Origin of the sequence: Janthinobacterium sp. AD80 (assembly GCF_002878455.1) — a bacterium.
Classification (GTDB): domain Bacteria; phylum Pseudomonadota; class Gammaproteobacteria; order Burkholderiales; family Burkholderiaceae_D; genus Janthinobacterium.
In genome coordinates this window covers 1-22329 of record NZ_NRDQ01000015.1, presented here as the reverse complement: position 1 = coordinate 22329, position 22329 = coordinate 1, and the positions used below count along the sequence as shown (strand labels likewise).

The 22329-nt window shown below is 64.3% G+C and carries 28 protein-coding genes; 12 read left to right on the top strand and 16 right to left on the bottom strand.

All coding sequences use genetic code 11. The features are described from left to right. Positions 1 to 54: 54 nt before the first annotated feature. Positions 55 to 1134 (top strand): hypothetical protein, encoded by a 1080-nt coding sequence (locus JaAD80_RS03420; RefSeq protein WP_102292882.1) that lies wholly within the window; start codon positions 55 to 57, stop codon positions 1132 to 1134. Here the strand turns inward: JaAD80_RS03420 and JaAD80_RS03415 are convergent. Both JaAD80_RS03415 and JaAD80_RS03410 read right to left on the bottom strand, forming a co-directional pair. Then, positions 1131 to 2339, bottom strand: a complete 1209-nt coding sequence (locus JaAD80_RS03415) for a D-amino acid dehydrogenase (RefSeq protein WP_102292881.1) — start codon at positions 2337 to 2339, stop codon at positions 1131 to 1133. The two genes, JaAD80_RS03420 and JaAD80_RS03415, sit on opposite strands and share 4 nt — an antisense overlap. Then, positions 2336 to 2788, bottom strand: coding sequence for a helix-turn-helix domain-containing protein (locus JaAD80_RS03410; protein ID WP_102292880.1), 453 nt, complete (start codon positions 2786 to 2788; stop codon positions 2336 to 2338). The genes JaAD80_RS03415 and JaAD80_RS03410 overlap by 4 nt, the downstream gene beginning before the upstream one ends. Positions 2789 to 2878: 90 nt before the next feature. Between JaAD80_RS03410 and JaAD80_RS03405 the strand changes: the two genes are divergently transcribed. Continuing rightward, positions 2879 to 4075, top strand: coding sequence for an MFS transporter (locus tag JaAD80_RS03405; protein WP_102292879.1), 1197 nt, complete (start codon positions 2879 to 2881; stop codon positions 4073 to 4075). Positions 4076 to 4091: 16 nt separating this feature from the next. Here the strand turns inward: JaAD80_RS03405 and JaAD80_RS03400 are convergent, their stop codons facing one another. From JaAD80_RS03400 to JaAD80_RS03385, 4 genes are all read right to left on the bottom strand, one after another. Next, positions 4092 to 4787: a Crp/Fnr family transcriptional regulator gene (locus JaAD80_RS03400; RefSeq protein WP_092798371.1), complete on the bottom strand. Its 696-nt coding sequence runs from the start codon at positions 4785 to 4787 to the stop codon at positions 4092 to 4094. Positions 4788 to 4942: 155 nt separating this feature from the next. After that, complete coding sequence (locus tag JaAD80_RS03395; RefSeq protein WP_180979277.1) at positions 4943 to 5626, bottom strand: response regulator; 684 nt, start codon at positions 5624 to 5626, stop codon at positions 4943 to 4945. 3 nt (positions 5627 to 5629) lie between these two features. Continuing rightward, entirely contained in the window at positions 5630 to 6859 is a 1230-nt protein-coding gene (locus JaAD80_RS03390; protein ID WP_102292878.1) for an ATP-binding protein, read from the bottom strand. 64 nt (positions 6860 to 6923) lie between these two features. Then, a complete protein-coding gene (locus tag JaAD80_RS03385) occupies positions 6924 to 7505 on the bottom strand; it encodes a DJ-1/PfpI family protein (protein ID WP_102292877.1) in 582 nt (193 codons plus the stop codon). A gap of 195 nt (positions 7506 to 7700) precedes the next feature. Here JaAD80_RS03385 and JaAD80_RS03380 point away from each other — a divergent pair, with 195 nt between their 5' ends. The 3 genes from JaAD80_RS03380 (at position 7701) to JaAD80_RS03370 (ending at position 9105) form a co-directional block, all read left to right on the top strand. Beyond that, positions 7701 to 8144: a hypothetical protein gene (locus JaAD80_RS03380; protein WP_102292876.1), complete on the top strand. Its 444-nt coding sequence runs from the start codon at positions 7701 to 7703 to the stop codon at positions 8142 to 8144. Positions 8145 to 8247: 103 nt separating this feature from the next. Continuing rightward, positions 8248 to 8721 (top strand): host attachment protein, encoded by a 474-nt coding sequence (locus JaAD80_RS03375; RefSeq protein WP_180979276.1) that lies wholly within the window; start codon positions 8248 to 8250, stop codon positions 8719 to 8721. Positions 8722 to 8805: 84 nt separating this feature from the next. Then, on the top strand, positions 8806 to 9105 hold the full coding sequence (locus tag JaAD80_RS03370) for an antibiotic biosynthesis monooxygenase (protein ID WP_102292874.1): 300 nt from the start codon (positions 8806 to 8808) through the stop codon (positions 9103 to 9105). Positions 9106 to 9288: 183 nt separating this feature from the next. Here the strand turns inward: JaAD80_RS03370 and pncB are convergent, their stop codons facing one another. Both pncB and JaAD80_RS03360 read right to left on the bottom strand, forming a co-directional pair. Further along, positions 9289 to 10491 (bottom strand): nicotinate phosphoribosyltransferase, encoded by a 1203-nt coding sequence (gene pncB / locus JaAD80_RS03365; protein WP_102292873.1) that lies wholly within the window; start codon positions 10489 to 10491, stop codon positions 9289 to 9291. 79 nt (positions 10492 to 10570) lie between these two features. Next, positions 10571 to 11434, bottom strand: a complete 864-nt coding sequence (locus tag JaAD80_RS03360) for a cysteine hydrolase (protein ID WP_102292872.1) — start codon at positions 11432 to 11434, stop codon at positions 10571 to 10573. A 57-nt stretch (positions 11435 to 11491) separates the two neighbouring features. Here JaAD80_RS03360 and JaAD80_RS03355 point away from each other — a divergent pair, with 57 nt between their 5' ends. Next, positions 11492 to 11755, top strand: a complete 264-nt coding sequence (locus JaAD80_RS03355; RefSeq protein WP_258002787.1) for a TIGR02450 family Trp-rich protein — start codon at positions 11492 to 11494, stop codon at positions 11753 to 11755. Here the strand turns inward: JaAD80_RS03355 and JaAD80_RS03350 are convergent. Further along, positions 11737 to 11991 (bottom strand): hypothetical protein, encoded by a 255-nt coding sequence (locus JaAD80_RS03350; RefSeq protein WP_102292871.1) that lies wholly within the window; start codon positions 11989 to 11991, stop codon positions 11737 to 11739. The genes JaAD80_RS03355 and JaAD80_RS03350 overlap by 19 nt on opposite strands. 1 nt (position 11992) lies before the next feature. Here JaAD80_RS03350 and JaAD80_RS31165 point away from each other — a divergent pair, with 1 nt between their 5' ends. Continuing rightward, entirely contained in the window at positions 11993 to 12442 is a 450-nt protein-coding gene (locus JaAD80_RS31165) for a hypothetical protein (protein ID WP_219726774.1), read from the top strand. Positions 12443 to 12449: 7 nt separating this feature from the next. Next, positions 12450 to 12998, top strand: coding sequence for a DUF6714 family protein (locus JaAD80_RS03340; RefSeq protein ID WP_102292870.1), 549 nt, complete (start codon positions 12450 to 12452; stop codon positions 12996 to 12998). 217 nt (positions 12999 to 13215) lie between these two features. Here JaAD80_RS03340 and JaAD80_RS03335 read toward each other — a convergent pair whose 3' ends face one another. Then, on the bottom strand, positions 13216 to 13821 hold the full coding sequence (locus JaAD80_RS03335; protein WP_102292869.1) for an FMN-dependent NADH-azoreductase: 606 nt from the start codon (positions 13819 to 13821) through the stop codon (positions 13216 to 13218). A gap of 134 nt (positions 13822 to 13955) precedes the next feature. Between JaAD80_RS03335 and JaAD80_RS03330 the strand changes: the two genes are divergently transcribed. Continuing rightward, positions 13956 to 14870 carry a LysR family transcriptional regulator gene (locus tag JaAD80_RS03330; protein WP_102292868.1) on the top strand — a complete coding sequence of 305 codons (915 nt, stop codon included), beginning with the start codon at positions 13956 to 13958 and terminating at the stop codon, positions 14868 to 14870. A gap of 175 nt (positions 14871 to 15045) precedes the next feature. After that, the gene (locus JaAD80_RS03325) at positions 15046 to 15273 is read left to right on the top strand and encodes a hypothetical protein (RefSeq protein ID WP_102292867.1); all 228 of its coding nucleotides are present in this window, start codon (positions 15046 to 15048) and stop codon (positions 15271 to 15273) included. A 3-nt stretch (positions 15274 to 15276) separates the two neighbouring features. Here JaAD80_RS03325 and JaAD80_RS03320 read toward each other — a convergent pair whose 3' ends face one another. The 6 genes from JaAD80_RS03320 to JaAD80_RS03295 all read right to left on the bottom strand — a co-directional run bounded on the left by JaAD80_RS03320 (position 15277) and on the right by JaAD80_RS03295 (position 20284). Next, on the bottom strand, positions 15277 to 15588 hold the full coding sequence (locus JaAD80_RS03320; protein ID WP_102292866.1) for a MerR family transcriptional regulator: 312 nt from the start codon (positions 15586 to 15588) through the stop codon (positions 15277 to 15279). Positions 15589 to 15591: 3 nt separating this feature from the next. After that, positions 15592 to 16512, bottom strand: a complete 921-nt coding sequence (locus JaAD80_RS03315) for a DnaJ C-terminal domain-containing protein (protein WP_102292865.1) — start codon at positions 16510 to 16512, stop codon at positions 15592 to 15594. A 97-nt stretch (positions 16513 to 16609) separates the two neighbouring features. Next, complete coding sequence (locus JaAD80_RS03310; protein ID WP_102292864.1) at positions 16610 to 17287, bottom strand: beta/gamma crystallin-related protein; 678 nt, start codon at positions 17285 to 17287, stop codon at positions 16610 to 16612. A 156-nt stretch (positions 17288 to 17443) separates the two neighbouring features. Further along, positions 17444 to 18418 carry a beta/gamma crystallin-related protein gene (locus tag JaAD80_RS03305; protein ID WP_102292863.1) on the bottom strand — a complete coding sequence of 325 codons (975 nt, stop codon included), beginning with the start codon at positions 18416 to 18418 and terminating at the stop codon, positions 17444 to 17446. A gap of 51 nt (positions 18419 to 18469) precedes the next feature. Then, on the bottom strand, positions 18470 to 19423 hold the full coding sequence (locus JaAD80_RS03300; protein WP_102292862.1) for a beta/gamma crystallin-related protein: 954 nt from the start codon (positions 19421 to 19423) through the stop codon (positions 18470 to 18472). A 177-nt stretch (positions 19424 to 19600) separates the two neighbouring features. Then, entirely contained in the window at positions 19601 to 20284 is a 684-nt protein-coding gene (locus tag JaAD80_RS03295) for a beta/gamma crystallin-related protein (RefSeq protein WP_180979275.1), read from the bottom strand. A gap of 190 nt (positions 20285 to 20474) precedes the next feature. Between JaAD80_RS03295 and JaAD80_RS03290 the strand changes: the two genes are divergently transcribed. Together JaAD80_RS03290 and JaAD80_RS03285 are read left to right on the top strand one after the other, a co-directional pair. Continuing rightward, on the top strand, positions 20475 to 21878 hold the full coding sequence (locus JaAD80_RS03290) for an MATE family efflux transporter (protein WP_102292860.1): 1404 nt from the start codon (positions 20475 to 20477) through the stop codon (positions 21876 to 21878). 17 nt (positions 21879 to 21895) lie between these two features. Continuing rightward, positions 21896 to 22329, top strand: a 434-nt coding sequence (locus JaAD80_RS03285) for a PhzF family phenazine biosynthesis protein (protein WP_146012242.1), incomplete at its 3' end; no start/stop codon positions are given.

Here is a 22329-nt window from a genome sequence, read left to right as displayed (position 1 = left end):
ATTTCCCGGGCGTGGCCATGTAGAATCGGCCATCGCCCACCACAGGAAAACCCGATGCGCCGCTTTTTACTTGCTTGCCTGACCCTGCCCGCCTTGCATACCGCCATGGCCGGCGACATGCCCGTACAAGGCGTCTGGCAGGGCACCGTGGGCAAGGCCAATATCGTGGCCTGCTTCAACCAGCCCAGTCCCACGCAAGGGTCGGACCGCAGCGGCAGCTATTACTACACGCGCTACAAGACGCCCATCATGCTGGCCAAGCCGAACGGCAAGACACTGTGGCAGGAACTCGACGCCAAAGACAATACGACGGGCACATGGAGCCTGGGCGCGCCGCAGGGCGGCAAGCTGGCCGGTACGTGGACGGAGCCGAAAAGCGGCAAGACCCTGCCGCTGGCCCTGACCCTGCTGGAAGCGGCGGGCGACCGCGAACACCCGTCCTGCGCCAGCGATGCCTACAACCTGGCACTGGAAGATTTTCCCGCCACCAAGGTAAGCAAACCCGTTGCCTTTGAAGGCAAGCAGTACCGCAACCTGCAAGTGGGCGACACCATCACCGTGGAATTGCTGGCGCAGGGCGACGGCATCGCGAAAATCAATGCGCAGCTGCGCGGCGTGCTGGCGAAGAATAAAAAAGACCTGCAAGACTACTATGCCACGCGGCGCGAATACCTGGGCCGCAACGGTTTCGCGACGGAGGACGAAGTGTATGCGGAGCCCACCTACTGGTCGCCGCGCTGGGTGACGATGAAGTTCTACCGCTGGGCGGCCGGCTATGGCGCCAGCGGCATTTCCATCAAGTTCCGCACCTGGGACGTGAAGACGGGCCAGGAAACGGATGTGTGGAACTGGTTCGGCGCCAGCGCCAGCGATGGCGACGACAAGGCCGAATTGCCGGACCGCCTGCGCCAGGCCCTTTTTAAAAATGTGACCATCGACGCCGAATGCAAGGGCACGGATTACGACGGCCGTGGCCGCTTCCACCTGTCCTTGAAGCCGGAAGGCGTGTCTTTCTGGGAAGACCCGAACGGCAGCGGCTGCGAAAATGACTTTTTACTGCCCTACAACAAGGTCGGCCCTTTCCTCACCGTCAAGGGGCGCGCCGCGCTCAGCGATTTATTGCCGAAGAACTAGCCACCCGCCTTGTCCACCGCCTCTGCCACCATCTGCGCCGTGGCGGCCGCCAGGGTCCAGCCCAGGTGGCCGTGGCCCGTGTTGTAGTACACGCCCGGCGCCTTGCCGCGTCCCACCTTCGGCAGCATGTCTGGCAGCATGGGGCGCAAGCCGGCCCAGGGAACCACCTTGCGCGTCTGCACGCCGGGAAAACACTGTTCCACCCACTGCAGCAGCGGGCGGATGCGGTCGGCGCGGATGTCGTGGTTGATGCCGTTGAATTCGGCCGTGCCCGCCACTCTTAACCGGTCCTCGCCCAGGCGGCTGCTGACCAGCTTGGTCGCATCGTCGAGCAGGCTCACGGCCGGCGCCGCCGCGCGGCTGCCTGCGTCATCGAGCTGCACGGTAATCGAATAGCCTTTCACCGGATACACATTGACATGGTCGCCCAGGCTTGCCGCCATGGCGCGGCTGGCCGTGCCCGCGCAGACGACGACAGCGTCGAACAGGTCGCTGCCCTCGCCCGTGGCGACACGCACCTTGCCGTGCTCGCGCGCCAGTGCCGTGACCTGGGCGCCATAGCGGCAGGCCACGCCCAGGCGCGCGCAGGCATCGGCCAGGCCGCTGGTGAACTTGTGAATGTCGCCCGTGGAATCGCTGTCCGTGTAGTAGCCGCCGTAAAAATTCCCTTGCAGGGCCGGTTCGATGGCGCGCATTTCCTCCAGGTTCACGGCGCGCCGCTGCAAGCCGCCCTGCGCCAGCAGGCGCGAGACGCCAGCCGCCCGCTCGAAGCCGGCCTTGTCGCGGTACACATGCAGGATGCCGGCGCGGCGGTGGTCGAAAGCGATGTTCTCTTCTGCCGCCCAGGCAAACAGATGCTCGCGCGCGGCGAGCGCCATGCGCGCCGTGGCGACGGTGTTGCGTTCGTAATGCGGCATGGCGGCGAGAAATTGCGCAAACCAGCTCAGCTTGTGCCAGCTGGGCCATGGATGCAGCAGCAGGGGCGCATCGCGCCGCGCCATCCATTTCAGGGCGTTCAAAATCGTTGCCTTGTGGTTCCACACTTCCGCATGGCAAGCCGACAGTTGCCCGCCATTCGCGAACGAGGTTTCCATGGCCGTGTAGCGGTGGCGCTCGATCAGGGTCACGTCCACGCCCCGCTTGGCCAGCGCATACGCCGTCGTCACGCCCGTAATCCCTGCGCCCAGCACGGCCACGCGCCTCATTGCGGCAACACCTTGTGCACGACCGTGTCGTCCGCCTGCAGCACGCGGCCATCGGGCGCCAGCACCTCCATGCGGCGCACGGGCAGGTTCGAGCCGCGTTGCAGCAAGGTCGAATGCGCCTCGCCCGCGTCGAACAGCTGCGCCTCGCTCCACTGGCGCAAGCCGACCACGACGGGGAACAGCGCCAGTCCCTTCGGCGTCAGCACGTATTCCTGGTAGGCCGTGCCATCGGAGGCGGGGGCAACCGAAAAGATGCCCTCTTCCACCAGGGTATGCAGGCGGTCGGCCAGGATGTTCTTCGCCACGCCCAGGCTTTTCTGGAATTCGCCAAAGCGGCGCATGCCGTCGAAGGCATCGCGCACGATCAGCAGCGACCAGCGCTCGCCGATCACGTCGAGCGCGCGCGCCACGGGACAGGGGTCGGTTTTCAGGCTCTTGCGCTTGGCCATCGTCGTGCTCCAGGATTAAGTGGTTGCATTTTAAAACTCTTCGCCGTAGACTCCAACTAGTTTTAATTTGAAACCACTTAACCCACATCCATGCGCGATACAAATCCCCCCATCACGACAGCCCTTCCCCCCACCCTCGTCTGGCTGTTTGCCACGGCGGCCGGCCTCAGCGTGGCCAATGTGTATTACGCCCAGCCTTTGCTCGCCACTCTCGCACACGAGTTCGGCATGACGGAGGCGGCCAGCGGCATGGTCATCACGGCCACGCAGATCGGCTGCGCACTGGCCCTGCTGCTGCTGGTGCCCCTGGGCGACATGCTGAACCGGCGCCGCCTGACCCTGTTCCAGCTGGGCATGCTGGCGCTCGCCCTGGCGGCGCTGGCCGGTGCCCGCTCCACGTCTGCCTTGCTGGCCGGCATGCTGCTGGTGGGCTTGCTGGGCACGGCCATGACGCAGGGCTTGATCGCCTATGCGGCCAGCGCCGCGGCCAGCCATGAGCGGGGGCGTGTCGTCGGCATGGCGCAGGGTGGCGTGGTGATCGGCTTGCTGCTGGCGCGCACCCTGTCCGGCGTGGTGGCCGACGTGGCCGACTGGCGCGCCGTGTATATCGTTTCGGCAAGCATCGCTGGCGCCCTGCTGTTGCTGCTGTGGCGCATGCTGCCGCCCCCGGCTTTGCCGCAAAAAAAGCTCGCGTATGGCGCCCTGCTGCTGTCCATGCTGGCCATGCTGAAGCACAACAAGGTCTTGCGCGTACGCGGCATGCTGGCCCTGCTGATGTTTGCCGTCTTCAATATTTTCTGGAGCGCGCTGGTGCTGCCGCTGACGGCGCAAGGCTATACGCACACGGCCATCGGCGCCTTCGGCCTGGTAGGGGTGATCGGTGCGCTGGGCGCGGCGCGCGCGGGCGCCATGGCCGACCAGGGCCGCGCGCAGTGGACGACGGGCGCGGCCCTGCTGCTGTTGCTGGCCGCCTGGATGCCGCTGGGCTTTGCCGGTACGGCCCTGTGGCCGTTAATCGTCGGCATCATCGCGCTGGACCTGGCGGGCCAGGCCATCCACGTGACGAACCAGAGCCTGATCTTCAAGGACGACAGCGATGCGCACAGCCGCCTGGTGGCGTGCTACATGCTGTTTTATGCGGTGGGAAGCGGACTCGGTGCGATTGCCGCCACCAGCGTGTATGCGCTGGCGGGCTGGCATGGGGTGTGCGCGCTGGGCGCGGCGGTCAGCTTGCTCGCCCTGCTGTTCTGGCGGCTGACCCTGCCTGCTGAAAAAGCTGAACGATAAACGCTTAATTCAACGCTTAATTCAACAGCGCCGTGGCGGAGCCATGGCGATACGTCTTCAAGGCATCGGGCTGGATCTGGATCAATGAACCGCTGACTTTAATCAGGTGCAAGTCCGTCAGCTGGTGCAGCACGCGCGACAGGGTGGCGGGCGCCAGGTTCAGGAACGATGCCAATAAACTTTTCTTCAGGTCCAGCTTGACTTCGTTCGAACGCTGCTGGTCCGACGCCTGCAACAGGTACTCGACCACGCGCTGGGTGGCATTCTGCACGGAGCAGCGCTCCACGTTGCGGATAAAACCCATCAGATGGTGCGACAGGCTGTTCATCATCTGGCGCGCAATGCGCGGCGACTGGTCCAGCAGGCGCAGCAGTGCGTGCGGCGGGATGCGCAGCAGCAAACAGTGCTCGAGCGCTTCGGCGCAGAACGGGTACGGTTCATCGAGGAAAATCATGGCTTCGCCGAAACTCTGGCCCGGACGGATCAGTTCCAGCACCTTGTCCGTGCCTTCCATGGAAAACACGCTGAGCTTGACGAGGCCGAAGACCACCACATAGGCGCCTTCCGCCACTTCACCCTTGCGGAACAGCACTTTGCCTTTTTCCACTTCGACGCGCACCACATCCTGGCGCAATTGCTCTAATTGCGAAGGGGAAATATGGCGGAACAGAGCCTGGCTCGATAGCAAGCCATCGACGTTGACCTTATGCATGACACTCTCTTATTAGATTAGCGAATGACTAAGAGTGTAATGCGCACGCACGGTCAAGGCCATACGTCAAAGGAACTAGGGTTGTCTAGGCCGGAACGCCATGCAGGTCAAATAATCGCGCATTCTCTGCGGAATATTTGCGCATTGTTTGACATTTACTTGCCCAGCTCACGCTCGACGGCGTAGACGGCGATCTGCACGCGGCTGCTGAGCTTAAGCTTCTTGAGGATGTTTTGCACGTGGATTTTCACCGTGCTTTCGGCCACGTCCAGCTGGCGCGCGATTTCCTTGTTGCTCTGGCCGCGCGCCAGGCAGGCCATGGCTTCGCGCTCGCGCGGCGTGAGTTTATCGTAGTCCGCTTCGGGCGCGCTCTGGCCGGCGCGGAACTGCGACACCAGCTTGGCCGTCATGGCGTCGGCAATCACGGACTCACCGGCGGCGGCGCGCAGGATGGCCTGGCCCAGCTGCTCGGCTTCGATATTTTTCAGCAAGTAGCCGCGTGCGCCCGCGCGCAGGGCCGCGCCCAGGTCGGCCGCGTTTTCCGACACGGTCAGCATCAGCACCACCATCTGCGGCAGGTCTTGCAGAATCAGCTGCAGCGCTTCCACGCCGGACACGCCAGGCATGTTCAAGTCCATCAGCACCACGTCAGGCTGCAGCTCGGCTGTCAGGCGCACGCCGTCGAGCCCGTTCGATGCCTCGCCCACCACCTGGAACAGAGGATTGCGCTGCAGCAGCAGCTTGACGCCGCTGCGCAGCAAGGTGTGGTCGTCGACCAGCAGGATTTTGATTGGTGCGTTCACTATGTTGAGTTCTTCTGCTTGATAAGTTTGAGTCATCTGTTACGCGGCCTGGCGCCGGGCCGCCGGCAAGGCCAGCGAGATCGTCGTGCCGCCGCCGGGCGTGCTGTCGATGGCAAATTGCGCACCGAGCCGCTCGGCCCGCTCCTGCATGATACGCAAGCCGATCTGCAATTCCGTTTTCTTGTCGCGCAGGTTGGCCGCGAAGCCTTCGCCATCGTCACGCACCTGCAGCGAAAAATCGCGTCCGTTTTCCACGCGCAGGGCCACCGTGCCCGCTTGCGCATGCTTGCGGATATTCGACAGCGCTTCCTGCACGATGAAGAGGATCTGCAGCTGCTGCTCGGGCGCCAGCGGCGCGCCATTGCCGCTCATGTCCAGGGTGCCGACGACGCCCGTCTGCAGCTCGAACTTGGCCAGCACTTCCGCAAGCTTGCTTTCCAGGTCGCTGCCATGCCAGCGCGTGCGGAAATTGACCAGCAATTCGCGCACATCCTGGTAGCTCTGTTCGACGCCCATGCGCATCAGCGGCAGCACTTCGGCCGCTTCGTCGAGCTGGCCCCGGCGCACGGAATCGTCGAGCATCTGCACTTGCAGGCTGATGAAATTGAGGCTTTGCGCGATGCTGTCATGCAAGCCTTCGGCCAGCAGGCTGCGTTCGCGCGCCACGGCGAATTCCTTTTCGCGCGCGATCAGGCGCTGGTTTTCAATCGCGATGCCCAGGCTTTGGCCCAGGGTTTCCAGCCAGCCCTGCTGCTGCGCCTGCGCGGTTTGCGGGCGCGCAAAGTGCAGCGAAAAACTGCCCACCACTTGCTCGCGCGCGAGGATGGGGAAGACGGCGATGGCGATGAAACCTTCATCCTGGCAACGGAAGCGCTGCAGTGCACCGGCCTGGCGGAAATCGCGGATCTGGATCACGCCCTGCGCCACGGCCGCGCCGCACAGGCAATCGTTGTTGCGGATGCAGTGTTCCTCTTCCACCATGGCATCGGAAATGCCTTCGTGCACGATCATGTGCACGGTGTCCTGCTGCGGATCGAGGATGCGCACGGTGCCGCCTTCGGCCTGCGCGAACTGCATCACGTGGCGCAGGAAGCCGCGGCACAGGTCATCGATGGCATGCTGGCCTGCCAGCAAGGTGGAAATGTCGTGCAGGGTGGCCAGCTGGCGCTCCTGCGCGGCGCTCAGGCCCGACGATTGCGCCAGGCGGCGCTGGCGCCAGCGCGAAGCGGGAAGTTGTTTGCGGGAAGGTTGACTGCGCGGCGCATGCATGAAAAGCTCGAATCTGAAAAGTGAAACGCCCGGCCGCGCGACTGCGGCACGCCGGGCAAAAACGTTATAAATGAATCTCGGTACCCAGCAGCTTGACGAACTGCGCCAGCCAGGCAGGATGCGCGGGCCAGGCGGGCGCCGTGACGAACTGGCCATCCGTGACGGCGTCCGTGACGGCGATGTCGGCATACGTGCCGCCTGCCAGTTTGACTTCCGGCGCGCAGGCGGGATAGGCGGAAATGCGCTTGCCACGGATGACATCGGCGGCGGCCAGCAATTGCGCGCCGTGGCAGACGGCGGCGACAGGCTTGCCCGCCTCGGCGAAATGGCGCACGGCGGCGATGACTTTCTCGTTCAGGCGCAGGTATTCGGGGGCGCGGCCGCCGGCGATCATCACGGCGTCATAGCCGGCAGGGTCGATCTCGTCGAAGCTGGCGTTCAGGGTAAACAGATGGCCCGGTTTTTCCGTGTAGGTCTGGTCGCCCTCGAAATCGTGGATGGCCGTCTTGATCGTCTCGCCGCTTTTCTTGCCGGGGCAGACGGCATGCACGGTATGGCCCAGCATCAGCAGGGCCTGGAATGGCACCATCGTTTCATAATCTTCTACAAAATCGCCGGTCAAAAACAGAATTTTCTTCGCTGCCATTTGGTTCTCCTATGAAAGTTTGATCCCGCATCCTGGCCTGCCGGACGCACCGCAAGGCGTATCTTAGCGCGACTTGGCAGCCATACTGGATATTTATCAAACTTTTGCGCCTTAATGCAGGAATTTAGAGGCTGAGGCAGAATTATTTCAAGGCTCGCCGGTCAAATTCAAACGACCACCTTTGAAAGCCGGGCCATGAACAGCAGCCATAGCGTCACCCTGATACGCATCTTCGACCATTTCGCCGATGCCGAACGTGCCCGTACGGCCTTGCTGGCCGATGGTTTTGCGGCGCATGCCGTGCAGCTGCATACGGCTGACGACGAGGCGGGGCCGGTGCAGGGCAATTTCACGGTCGGCAACTACGACACCATCACCAGCTGGCTCGGGCGGGCCGTCCATGCCGTGTTCGGGGGCGACAACCATGCGTACCAGCGCAACGATGGCAAGACGGCGTTTCGCGGCATGTCGCGCCTGATCGTGGCCACGCGCCACGCCGAGGAACAGGCGCGCGCGCAAGCCATCCTGCACGCCTGCGGCGGCAGCGATATCGAGCAGCGCACAGCCCAATGCCATGCGGCGGGCAGCGGCCCGGGCAACCAGAATGGGCATGGCGGCGCAGCGTCTTTACGCCATTAGCGAAATCAGCGAAATCAGCAAAATTAGCAAGGGCAGGCGCGTGGAACAGGAACCGGCATGGACATCGCATGGACATCGCAAAGACAAGGCAAGGAGGACGGGCATGGACGCAACCTGGGTAGTGGTGGCCGACAGCAGCAGGGCGCGGTTCTTTGTGCTGGGACAGCAGAACCAGCTGGGCGAACTGCAGGACCTGGTCAACCCCGCCGGCCACACCAACGACAACGCACTCAACAGCGATGAAAGCGGGCGCTTCGGCGGCGGCATGCGCTCGGGCACGCAAGCAGGTACGCAGGCACACACGACCGAGCCCCGGGTCACGCCGGTCGAGCACGAAAACGAACGGTTTGCCCGGCATATCGCACAGCTGCTGCTACAGGGCTTGCAGCAGCAGCGCTACAGCAAGCTGTGCCTGGTGGCCGCGCCCAAGTTCCTGGGACAACTGCGCCACAGCCTGGACACCCAGGTGGAAAAACACGTGCGCCATGCGCTGGCCCGCGACGTGGCCAGCATGAACGTGCCGCAACTGGAAACGTATCTGCAGCAGACCCTGGACAAGCCGGCCGACGCCAACTGAGCGGCATGGGCGCCATCGCCCGTCCGCAAGCGGGCACAATCTGTGGCAAGATCAGCGTTCTTTCTTTCAGAACCGGAACTTGCCATGATTTTTGAAATTGCCCATATCCAGATCAAGCCCGCCACGCACGCTGCCTTCGAAGCGGCCGTGACGCAAGCCGTGCCCCTGTTCCAGCGCGCACGCGGCTGCGAGTCGATGCGCCTGGAGCGCTCGATCGAAAATGGCGATGCCTACCGCCTGGTGGTGGGCTGGACGACACTGGAAGACCATACCGTGCATTTCCGCGGCAGCGACGATTTCCAGGCATGGCGCGCCCTGGTGGGCGAGTTCTTTGCCGCGCCGCCGCAGGTGGAGCACATGAATACGGTGGTGACGGGGTTTTGAGTCGGCTTTTTAGCCAGGGAGCGTGAACGGCGGGCCGGCACGCATCACCATCGCGGGCCGGATCAACTACGCTGGGCACACTGCGTGGCGCCCGCCTTGCCAGGTTTGGCGGGTTTGGCGGGCTTGTCGGATTACGCGCGGCTTTGCCGCACCTCGGCGACCCCGCTAATCCGACCTCCCCTACTAGACAGGCGCCTGGACGGCAGGATGGTGGAACACCTGTCGCAGGTACGCGAGGAAGGTTTCATCCTTGCACAGGGTCTTGCCGGGCGAGTCGGAGAGTTTTGCCACCGACTGGCCATTGCAGCGCACCAGTTTCATGACGATGTTGAGCGGTGTCAGGCCGACATCGTTGGTCAGATTGGTGCCGATGCCAAAGCCCGTCATGATGCGGTCGGCGAAGTGCTGGTACAGGGCAAAGGCCTTGTCCAGGTCCAGGCCGTCCGAAAACACCAGGCGCTTGGTGTTGGCGTCGATGCGCAGGGCCGCATAGTGCGCCAGCGCCTTTTCGCCCCACTCGACGGGGTCGCCCGAATCGTGGCGCAAGCCGTCAAACAGCTTGGCGAAATACAGGTCGAAGTCGGCCAGAAACGCATCCATGCCGACCACGTCCGTCAGGGCGATGCCCAGGTCGCCCCGGTACTCCTGCACCCAGTCTTCCAGCGCCGCCTTCTGGAAATCGCGCAGGCGCACGCCAAACGACTGGAACGACTGCATGTACTCATGCGCCATGGTGCCGATCGGCACGATACCGAGCTTTTTCGCCAGGTAGACATTCGACGTGCCCTTGAAATACTCGGGCACTTCGCGCGCCAGGCGCTGCACAACCTCGTCGTGCCAGGCGCCGGAGAAGCGCCGGCGCACGCCGAAATCGGAAAACTCGAACGGGTGCTTGCGGCGCGGCAGCTTGCCGAACTCCTTGACGGCCGCCACTTTCAAGCCCAGGCGGTGGCGCCCTTCGCGCATGGCCGCGTCCAGGTCGAAACGGCGGAAATACAGTTCGTTGATGATGTACAGCACGAAAATCTCGAAGCCCATCACATGCACCTGCGGCCCGGCCGCGTGTACCAGCAAGGTGTCGCCATCCGTGCTCACGTCGATGAACTTGCGCTGGAAGCGGAACACCGTCAGGAAGTCGACGAAATCGCTCTTCATGAAACGCAGGGTGCGCAGATAGGCCAGTTCGTCGTCGGCAAACGACATCGCGCACAGGTGGTCGAGCTGCTCTTCCAGCTCGGCCTTCAGTTCGGCCAGCGGGAAGGCGGTTTTGTTGCGGCAGACAAATTCGTATTCGGTATGGGTGTTCGGATGACCGTGCAGCAAGGCTTGCCACATTGTAAATTTATACAGATCGGTTTCCAGCAAACTGCGCACTATCGGGGTCATGTGTGTTTTCTCCAACTTCCTGAAGCCAGAATAGTACGCCACCGCCGGCGTTTCGGCTGGGCCTGCTGAAGAAATCCCCTCAAGCGTCCGCATTGGCCAGCCATTCAGGCAAGACCTGGGCCGCCGTGGCCAGCCGTGCGCCACGCGCTTGCATGGCTGCAAGGAAGTCGCGCTGCTGCGTTTCAAAACCTGTCACCGGGCTCATGCAGTCCGTCAGCAGCACCAGGCGCGCCACGGCCTGCGGCCCCTGCTGGTCCTGCAGGTAGTCGGCGATATGTTCCGTGCTGGCCTTCACGCAATGGCTGCCCGCCTCGCCGCCGATATAGATCTGCTGCGCCGGCAGCAGGGTGTCGAGGAAGGGACGGTTGAGCTGGGTGGCGGCGTCCTGCGCATCGGGCACTTCCGCCATGACGGCCGAGTAATGCTCGGTCCACGGGTTCGAACCCTTGCTCAGTTTGGCAGCTACTTGCAGCTTTGCCACTTCCCACCCGTTGTAGGCGGCGCGCACGGCCGCATGGATATTCTGTCCCCAGGAACCGATCTCGCAGTGCACGGGCCACACCATCAGGCGGTAGCGCCCGGCCTGCTCCAGCGCATCGAGATAGGCCAGCGCGCGCGGCAAGGCATCGGCGGCGGCCGGCAGATACAGGCGGTCGCGCACCTGCTGCGCGCTGATCTGCGTAAATGGCGCCACGGCGCCGCCATCGCCCGCGCGCCAGAACGTCGGGTGGGCGATGTCGTAGCGGTGATGGGCGTCGAGGGTGATGCTGATCTGCGTCAGGCCAGCGCCGCCTTCGCGGATCAGCTGCGCCACGCGCAGCATGTCCTGGTGCGCGCCGGCCACGGGTAGCGCGGGCGCGTCCCCTGTGGGCAGCCAGTCGGGCGGCAAGTCGCAGAAATCGTTTTGCGGGTCGATGACGAGCAGGTGCAGCTGGCGTTTCATGGTGATCCTCGTGCGTGGCGGGAACTTGCATGATAATGGCAACTTCGCCATCTCGCCATGCCAGTGTCCGCCATGAACCTTCCAAATCGCAACGAATTGCATCCAAACAAGTTATTGAACAGCAAGTGGACGGCTGTCACGCCCGTCAACAAGGAAAAACATTTCCTGGTCGTCAAGGTGTGCGCGCCGGATTCAGCGGAGTCGCCGGATGCTCCCGTCACGCACGTGGCGCTGGAAGCCGTGCATTCCGGGCGCGTGCAGATCCTGCCCTGGCGCGCCCTGCAGGATGGTGCGTTATGGCATCAGGGGTGGAAGACATAGCGGCGCCGGCGCCGCTCGACCAGCTTGACCGCCACGTCGCCCGCTTCGGCGACGGCGTCCGCTTCCGTCGCAAATGGCTGGTCGGCCGAGACGCGGCGCTTTTTCACCAGATTCATGCGGTGCATGGGGTTGGGCGACGGCGCATAGATGGCGACGTAGGCGCCCCACAGCTTGCAGCCCCGCAAGGGCTCCGCCGTGTAATTCACCTCATAAAAATCAACATACTTTATCGGCACGATGTTTGCTCCAAAATTGGCATGGCCGGACAGCTTGTCTCTACGGACTGACGCGGTAAAAAGTAAAAACCATGTGCGCGCACTTGCTCAACGCTTGCTCAAGATACTCATTGAGCTCTTTATTTTTATCATGCGACACAGGAGAAAACAGATGAATGACTACATCATCTTCATGCACGATGATACGGAGACACCGGTGGATGTCGCCACGCCCGCATGGGACAGCTACTTTGCCATGCTGCGTGCCAGCGGCCGCTTCTGCGGCGGCAGTTCCATCGACGCCGGTGTCTGCGTGCACCGCTCCGGCCAGGCCAGGGAGGTGACGCCACACTTGTCTGGCTATATCCGCGTGCAAGCTGAAAGTATAGACGATGCTAAAAGATTGTTAATAGGAAACCCCGTACTGAACGCAGGTGGTACGCTGGAAATTCGCGAATTGCCACAGGATTGAACCGCCGATGCACACCGAAGCACTGATTACCGCCATCGAACGGGCCTTTGACGGCGTGCCGCGCACCGACACGTCGCTGCGCCAGTTCCAGCTGACCGACCTGCACGGCATGGACGACGACTTCCCCGAACGGGAATGGAACGCGGCGGGCCGGCAGCGCACGGACGCCGCCTGGCAAGACATCGCCGATGCCGAACTGGAAGCCGGCCAGGTTGTGCTGGCACATATGCCGGCTGACGATTTCCGCTACTTCCTGCCCGCCTACCTGCGCCATGTGCTCAGCCATTTGCACGTGCCGTTCTGGCAGTGCGACGTGGCGGGCATGACGCTTGCCGCCCTGACGCCACCGGCGCGCGCGGGATCCTCGCGCAATGACAAGCTGGCCCGGTTTGCCGCACTGGACGAAGGCCAGCGCATGGCCATCGCACAGGTCCTCGTCTTTCTCGCCGAAAGCGATACGCAGGCCAATGTCGCGCCCGAAGCGTCGCAGGCGCTGGACAGTTACTGGCGCCAGGCCGCGCCTGCGGCGGATACCAGCGGCCTGCGGCAGGCGTAGCGCATGGCGCTGCCCGGTGCTGATGATGCGGTGGATTTTTTGCTGCCGCGCCGGCATGCGGCGGGCGAAGAGCAATGCGCTGGCGGGATGGCCAGCCCCGGTGCCCGGCATGAGCGGGCTTGACTGGACAGGCGTGGCGCCCGCCGGGCTGGCACGGGCGTGCCGCCGGCAAGCGGATGCCAGCCGCGCCGGGCTGGCGATTCCGGTGCCGGCGGGATCAGGCGGCCAGGGCTTCGATCGAGGCGCGCCCCTTGGCGATGGCACCGGCCACGGCTTCCTCGCCCATGGCCACGCCTTCGGCTTGCACGAACTCGATGTCGGTGATGCCGATGAAGCCCAGCGCCGTGCGCAGATAGGTGCTCAAGTAGTCATACGCGGCGCCGGGGCCTTCGCTGTAGACGCCGCCGCTGGCCGTGAAGATCACCGCTTTCTTGCCGGTCGCCAGGCCGACGGGGCCCGTGGCCGTGTACTGGAAGGTGCGGCCCGCGCGCGCCACGTGGTCGATCCACGCCTTCAGGGTCGATGGCACGGAAAAATTGTACATGGGCGCGGCCAGTACCACCACGTCGGCGGCCAGCAATTCATCGACCAGGGTATCGGACAGCTGCACCGCCGCTGCCGCCTGCGCGCTGCGCTGGTCGGCCGGCGTGAAGAACGCGCCCATCACTTCTTCCGTCAGGTGCGGCACGGGGTTCTGCGCCAGGTCGCGCTCGACGACGCTGGCGCCTTGCGCGGCCAGTTTGGCGACGAACTCGCCCGACAATTGACGCGACAGGGAACCGTTGTTGCGGACGCTGCTATTGATGTGTAGTACCTTGGCCATGCTGCACTCCTTCAGAGACGATAGATGGGGGTGCGGCGTTTGCTGCACTTGCACACATCATAGTTCGGGTCTAATATCGATGAAACCGTGTAAATATAAATGAATAGCATCGAATTTTTAGATATGGACGCACCATGAGAGAACCGGGCCAACCTTCGCTCGACCAGTTGCGCGTGTTTGTCGCCGTCATCGACGCTGGCGGTTTCGCCCATGCGGCGCGCCAGCTGCACCGCACGCAATCGGTCATCAGCTACACCATCGCCAACCTGGAAGACCAGCTCAATGTCGTGCTGCTGGACCGGGGCAAGCGCAAGCCCACCCTGACGGATGCGGGACGTGCCCTGCTGGCCGACGCGCGCGCCGTGGCCCTGAAAGTGGACGGCATGCGGGCCCGCGCGAAAGCGCTGGCGGGCGGGCTGGAAGCGGAAGTGTCGGTGGTGGTCGACGTGATGTTCCCCACCTGCGTGCTGGTGCGCATACTGGAAGCGTTCCAGGCGCAGTTTCCCACCGTCGCCCTGCGCCTGCGCATCGAAGCCATGGGCGCCGTGGCGCAGCTGGTGATGGATGGCAGCTGCCACCTGGGCCTGGGCGGCTGGATGACGGCCACTGCCAGCGTCTTCGAGCGCCTGGCTGTCGGCCACGTGCGCCTGATTCCCGTGGCCGCGCCCAGCCACGCGCTGGCGCAGCTGGAAGGCCCGATTCCTTCCAGCCTGGCGCGCGAGCATGTGCAGCTGGTGCTGAGCGACCGCAGCGTGCTGACGGAAGGCCAGGATTTCGGCGTGCTGGGCCTGCGCAACTGGCGCCTGGGCGACCTCGGTTCCAAGCACGCCCTGCTGCGCGCGGGCCTGGGCTGGGGCAACATGCCCGAGGCGATGGTGCGCGACGACCTGGCCGATGGCCGCCTGGTGCACCTGCCGCTGGCCGTCGACAATGGCGAGAATTATCCGATCTACCTGATCCAGCGCGCCGACACGCCGCCGGGCCAGGCGGGCAAATGGCTGGCGGAGCGGTTTGCACAGCAGTTGCCGTTGCTGGTGCAGGGGTTTTAAACGCCGAACAAAACCTGCTGCGCGTCGCGCTTTGCGGCCTGCGATGCTCACCGTACTAGAGTACGGTTGCGCTTCTTAGCCACAAATCACTGCCGCTCGCGACGGTTTTGTTAGGCGTTGTGAGCTGGCAATGGAGACAGGTATGATGCGGGTAACACTTTAACAAGGAAACACCATGGCCGGCATCGACGACTTCGTCAACAAGCAAAAACCTGGCGCGCGCTTCGTCATCACGGCGCAAATGCTGCGCATGACGCCGCAGCAGTTCGACTCCCTGGCGCAGGAATGGATGGAGGACGGCGGCCCCGGCTTCGACGTGGCCGGCATCCCGCACCGGGTCGTCGTCGACGGGCAGTTTTATATTGCCAGGCTCACCGTGTCACGCCACGGCGAACCTGAATAAAAACTACTCCACGCCCAGCACGTGCAGGCGGCGCCGCAAACGCGCCACTTCTTCCGACAGGTCGACCACCAGCGCGGCCAGGTCCGCATTGGCGTCGAACACGGATTCGATCTCGTGCAGGCGGCGCGCGCGCACCAGGTCCAGGCTGGTGAAGCGCCAGGCAGTCAGCTGCCCCGGCGGCGGGCCATCCTGCAGCAGCACGCCCGTCTGCACATGCTGCACCACCCAGTCCGGCTCCACGGCGCAGGCGCGCGCCAGCTCTTCCAGGCTCAGGGCGCGGTCTTCGAGCAATTCGCCAATTACGTTGTTTGCCATGATTTACCCTCCCAGCTTCTGGCGCGGATTGAAAGCCATCTCGCGCGCCATGGTTGCATACAGTTCGCGCGCCTTGTCGTCGTTCGCCGGCGGCAGCACCACTTCCAGCAGCAGATACAGGTCGCCCGGCTGGGCGGCGGGAATGCCGCGCCCTTTCAGGCGCAGCTTGCGTCCCGTCTGCGAATTGGGCGGCACGGTGACGGCCACGGTGCCCGATGGCGTGGGCACGGCGATTTCGCCGCCCAGCGCCGCTTCCCATGGCGTGACGGGCACGGTCTCGAAGACGTCGCGCCCTTCCACCTTGTAGCGCGCATCGGGCTGGAAGCGGATTTCCAGATACAAGTCGCCGGCCGGCGCGCCGCCGCTGCCAGGATGGCCTTGGCCTTTCATGCGCAGCTGCTGGCCTTCCGTGACGCCTTTCGGGATCGTCACTTCCAGCGTGCGCTCGCGCGTGACGACATGGCCTTGCGCATCCGCTTCCGGCACGCGCATGACGATGTGGCGCTTGGCGCCCTGGTAGCTGTCCTGCAAATCGATGGTGATGGCGGCGTGGCTGTCTTCGCCCTGCATCTGGAAGGTGCTGTTGGCGCGGCGCCGTCCGCCCACGTGGGCGAACAGGTCGGCAAAGAAATCGCTGTCGTCGACGCCCGACGATTCGTAGCCCGATCCCCAGTCCGGCGGCGGACGGAAAGGCTGGCCCTGCGCGCCCTGGTTGCGGCCCAGTTCATCGTAGGCGGCGCGCTTTTCAGGGTCGCCCAGCACGCCGTAGGCTTCATTCAGGGCCTTGGTGCGCTTGTCGGCGTCCGGTTCCTTGCTGACGTCGGGATGGTATTTGCGTACCAGCTTGCGGTACGCCTTCTTGATCTCGGCCTCGGTCGCCGTTTTCTCGACGCCGAGTTCCTTGTAGTAGTCCTTGTATTCCACCGTGCTTGCTCCCCATGGTTGAACCGCCTGTGGGAAGAGTACACGAATTGCCCGAAGCACAGCGTGCGCACAATACAACGGCGCCCGCGCGGGCGTATCAGCGCAGGCGGCGCACCGAGGAGATACGGCGGTCCAGGCCATTGTGCAGGCGGCCGTAGCTGCCCGGGCCCATGACCACGCAGCGGCCGCGGAAGTCGGCATCGACGCAGAATTCCCAGCGGCCGTAGTTGACGACGATCGATTCGGCGCGGTCATTGAAGCCGTAGCGGCTCAAGTCGCGCACCTCGCGGTCCAGGCGCACGGGCCGGCCACGCATGCCCGCATCGGGAAACATCAGCACGGCGCCGTTGGCGTCGGGACGGTGGCCGCCGCCATGGCCGGGATAGCCGGGATGCGGACGCTCGGGTTCCGGACGCGGCGGGCGCGGCGGATACGGGCGGTGATCGCCGCCGTGGCCGGGACGGCCCGCTTCGCGCACCGAGGAGATGGCGTCGTTCATGCCCGGCATGCTGCTGTAGCGGCCCGGCCCCAGGGTGCGGCAATTGCCGCGGTAGTTGGCGTCCTTGCACACTTCCCAGGTACCGGAACGCACGATGATGCTGGAGGTCTTGTCGTTAAAGCCCATGCGCGACAGGTCGCCCGCGTCGGAGCGCAGGGTGACGGGACGGCCACGGAAACCGGCATCCTCGAACAGGGTGATTTCGCCCGCGAACGCGCAGGCCGGGGCAAGGAAGGTAGCCACGCATAACAGCGCGGGACGGAAAGATCGAACCATGACAACTCCAATACAGATTACATTTTCGCCAGTGTAGACCAGGCGGCAGGCGGCGAGTGTAACAAAGGGCAAGCAAATGTCAGCACACGGCAGGGAATGTAAAAGCCGCCCGGCGGGATGCACCCGGCGGGCGGCCAGTCAGCACTGGTGGCGCCATCAGCGCACGCGGCGCAGCGAGGAAATCTGATTTTCCAGGCCATTCAGGCGGCCATACTCGCCCGGCCCGATCACTTCGCAGCGGCCCTGGAAGTTCGAATCGCTGCACACTTCCCACTGGCCCTCATTGACGACGATGGACGAAGCGCGGTCGTTGAAATTGAAGCGCACCAGGTCGTCCGCGCTGCGCTCCAGCGCCAGCGGCTCGCCGCGCATGCCCGCATCGGGGAACAGCAGGATGGCGCCGCGCTGCTGGTACTGCGGCTGCTGGTACTGCGGATATTGCTGCTCGTACTGCGGCCGCTGGTACTGGTTCTCGTATTGCTGCTGGCGCCGCGCTTCGCGTTCATCGACCATGCGCGCCGACGAGACGCGCCCATCGAGGCCGCGCCCCAGGTCGTCATGGCGGCCTGGGCCAAACACGCGGCAGGTGCCGTTGTAGTTCGAATCGCTGCACAGCTGCCAGTATCCGTTGTAGATGACGATGCTGCTGGTGCGGTCGTTGAAACCGATATTGACGAAATCGTCCGTGTCGCGGTTCAGGCGCGCCGAACCGCCATTCTGGCCGGCGCCCGAATACACTTCCAGGGTCGAACCACGGCCATAGCCGCCGTTGCCACGGTCCGGATCGCGTCCGGGGCGGCCCGGGCCATCGCCGCGTCCCGATTCGCGCACCGAGGTGATGGCGTCATTCATGCCCGGCAGCGAACGGTATTCACCCGGTCCCAGGGTGCGGCAATTGCCACGGAAGCCGGCATCGGTGCACACGTCCCAGGAACCCGAACGCACCATGATGCTGGACGCCTTGTCGTTGAAGCCCATGCGCGACAGATCGTCCGTCGTTTCGCGCAGGGTCACCGCGCGGCCGCGGAAGTTATCATCCTCGAACAGGGTGATTTCGCTCGCATGGGCGCCCAGGTGGGTGAACAGGATGGCGCTGGAAAACAGCGCCAGTTTCAGGCTAGGGGATATCATTTTTCAGCTCCGGTTAATCTATCGTCATTCTTCATGTATTGCGGTGCCGTGTCAACGCAGGCGGCGCAGCGACGAAATGCGGCCGTCGAGTGCATCGAGCGTATTGTAGATACCCGGCTCGAGCACCTCGCAGCGGCCGCCGTAATGCGCATCGGCGCACACTTCCCAGTCGCCAGTATTGATGACAATGGAGTTGGTCTGGTCGTTAAAATTCATGCGTACCAGATCGCTCATGTCGCGATTCACCGGCAGGCCCCGTCCGCCCATGTGGGAGCGCGGATACAGCAGCAGCATCGGGTCGTCGCTGGCCGGCTGGTTTTCCTCGCGCGGGTCAACCAGGCGCGCCGATGAAGTCTTGCCTTGCAGGTTGCGCGGCAATTCATAGCTGCCCGGAGAATACACGCGGCAGCTGCCGTGGAAATTGGAGTCGCTGCACAGTTGCCAGTAGCCGTGGCGCACGCGGATGCTGGCGGAACGGTCATTGAAGCCGATATCGACAAAGTCGTCGCGGTCGCTGTTGATGTCGACCGAGGCACCGCCCTGCGCCGCCTTGTCAAACACTTGCAGCGCCCCGCCGCGCTCGCGCTCCGGCGGTGGCCGCGACGGCTCTGGCGACGGCGACGGTTCTGGCGACGGCGATGGTTCCGCCGAGGATGGCGAGGATGGCGTTCCGGGCCGGCCGCCGCCCCTGCCGTCCGCCAGACGTACCGAGGAGATCTTGTCATTCATGCCCGGCATGGAGCGGTAATCGCCACGCTCGAAGGTCTTGCATTCACCCTTGAAGTTGGCATGCGCGCACACCTCCCAGCTGCCCGAAGCGACCTTGATGCTCGACACCGTGTCATTGAAATTCATGCGCGACAAATCGTCCGTCGTGTCGCGCAGCACAACCACCCGGCCCTTGAAATTATCATCGGTATACAAACTGATTTCGGCGGCATGCGCCGGGAAATGGAGCAACAGCGAACTGGCGCACAGCAGTGCAAGGCGCAGCGGACGATTCATGGGGCGAGCTCCAGTGTGGATAAGTGCGTGATTAAGCTGACAACTGATGCCAGTGTAGCCATCCACAGAAAAAACGGTGTAACAAAGTATGGGAAAAGGACAACAAATTGTTACCAAAAGCAATGGCCAGCCCTGACAGGGGCCGGCCAGTGCGCGTTTCCAAGGCTGCGGCGCGCGTCAGCGCACTTCGCGCACCGAGGAAATACGGTTGCTCATGCGCTCCAGGCTCGCGTATTCGCCCGGTCCCAGCGTGCGGCAGCGGCCGCGGAAGTCCGTGTCCTCGCACACTTCCCAATAGCCGGCGCGCACGCGCACGCTCTGTGCCGTGTCATTGAAATCGCGTTCGCGCAAGTCGCCCGCCCGATTGCGCACGGTCAGCTGGCGGCCGGTAAAATCGTCGCGCGTGTACAAGGTCAGTTCGCCCCCCAGCGAGCGCCCCGGACGGTGGCCGCGCCCACGCTCCCAGTCACCGTCCTGCTCGCGCTCGCCATCCCGGTCACGGCCCCGGTCATGCTCGCGCTCACGGCCCGGATAGCCGCCCCAGCCGCCGCGCACTTCGCGCAGCGAGGTAATTTTGTTGGCATGGCCATCCAGCGACGGATATTCGCCCGCCTCGAGCAGGAAGCAGGCGCCGCGAAAATCCGCTTCCTCGCACGCCTCCCACCTGCCCGAACGCACGCGGATGCTTTGCGTCGTATCGTTGAAACGCACATCGTCAAGGTCGGCGACGGCGTCGCGCACGGTCTGCGAGCGGCCGTGATAATCGTCGCGCGAATACAGGGTCAGTTCGCCGGCGCCGGCCAGTTCGGCCGTCATGGCGGCGCCCAGCAGCAGGGCGCAGTTCAAGGCTTTCTTCAACATGGTCATACTCCATAGTCAGGGTACTGCGGTGTGACTATTTGGTCATCTTGCCAAATAGAACACGCAGTCTAGCCGCGGCCGCCCTTCTTAGCTGTAACAAATGATTACCGCGCCGGCACGCCGGGGCGCGGCGGCGGACAAGCGCGCTGAAAATCAGTAGAATCCCGTGTTTAGTCCAGCCCGCGTCCCCATGCCCCACACTACCTCGTTCACCCTGCCCGCCGTCCGCAATGAAGTCTCGTCGCTCTGGAAGCTGGCCTGGCCCATCCTGATCGGCCAGCTGGCCACCGTCGGCATGGGCGCGGCCGACGTGGCCATGACCGGGCATACGAATCCCGAGGAGCTGGCGGCCGTGTCCCTGGGCGCGGCCATCTGGTCCATCGTGCTGGTCACCGTGAGCGGCATCATGATGGCGATCAATACCCTGGTGGCGCATGAAATCGGCGCCGCGCGCCACGACAAGGTACCGCACATCGTGCGCCAGTCGCTGTGGAAGGCGCTGCTGGTCGGCCTGGTGGCGTGCCTGCTGACGAACATGGCGGCACTGGTGTTCGACCACCTGATGCTGGAACCGGCCGTGGCCGCCAAGGCCAAGCTGTTCGTGCACATCATCAGCTGCGCCCTGCCGCCGTTCGCCGCCTACCGCGCGCTGTACGGCTACAGCACCAGCATCAACCAGACCAAGCCCGTGATGGTCATCGCGCTGGCCGCGCTGGCGCTGAACATCCTGGTCAACTACCTGCTGATCTACGGCCACTGGGGCATGCCGAAACTGGGCGGCGTGGGCTGCGCCGTGGCCACCACCTGCTGCGTGTGGATGATGCTGCTGGCCATGCTGGCCTGGATCCGCATCGCTCCCGCCTACCGCGCCACCTACCCGTTCACGCACTGGGAAGGTCCGCAGATGTCGTCCATCGGCCCCATGCTGCGCCTGGGCCTGCCCATCGGCGTGACTTATTTTGCCGAGGTGAGCGCGTTCGGTGTCATCAGCCTGCTGGTGGCGCGCTTCGGCGTGATCCAGGTATCGGCGCACCAGATCGCCCTGAATTTTTCGTCCGTCGTGTTCATGGTGCCGCTCACCTTCGGCATCGCGCTGGTCACGCGCGTGGGCCACGCCGTGGGCGAAGCCAATCTGCGCCGCGCGCGTTTCATTTCATGGGTCGGCGTGGGCATGTCGCTGACGGCGGCCATCGTCTCGGCCACCCTGATCACCGTCTTCCGCCACCAGATCGCGCAGGCCTACACGTCCGATCCGCAAGTGCAGACCCTGTGCGCGCAGCTGCTGCTGTTCGCCGCCCTGTTCCAGCTGTCCGACGCCACGCAGGTGGCCACCTCGTGCGCCATCCGCGGCTACAAGGTGACGCGCCAGCCGATGCTGATCCAGCTGCTGGCGTTCTGGGGCTTCTCGCTGCCCATCGGCTATGTGCTGGGACTGGCGCCGGCCGGCTTCCTCTGGTCGCCGGCCGAGCCGATGGCCGCCGCCGGTTTCTGGATCGGCCTGGTCACGGGCTTGACGGTGGCCGCCGTGCTGCTGACCTGGTATTTGAACCGGCTGTCGCTGCAGCGCCTGCGCGCAGCGCACCAAGTTTGCTAAGTCAACCAGGAGTTTCCATGCCGCAGCCGCGCCCCTTCAAGCAGGTCGATGTCTTCAGCCGGGTGCCGTTCATGGGCAATCCGCTGGCGGTGGTGCTCGGCGCCGATGGCCTCGACGGCGCGCAGATGCAGGCGATCGCGCGCTGGACGGGCCTGTCGGAAACCACCTTCGTGCTGGCGCCGCGCGACCCGGCAGCCGACTACCGCGTGCGCATTTTTTCGCCCGAGATGGAATTCCCGTTCGCCGGCCATCCGACCCTGGGCACGGCGCACGCGCTGCTCGACGCGGGCATGCAGCCGAAAGGCGCGCGCATCGTGCAGGAGTGCGGCGTCGGCCTGGTGCACATTGAACGACAGGCCGGCGGCATGCTGGCGTTCCAGGCGCCGCCCTGCACCGCGCGCGCCCTCGACCCGGCGCTGCTGCCGCTGCTGCAAGCGGCGCTGGACGGCAT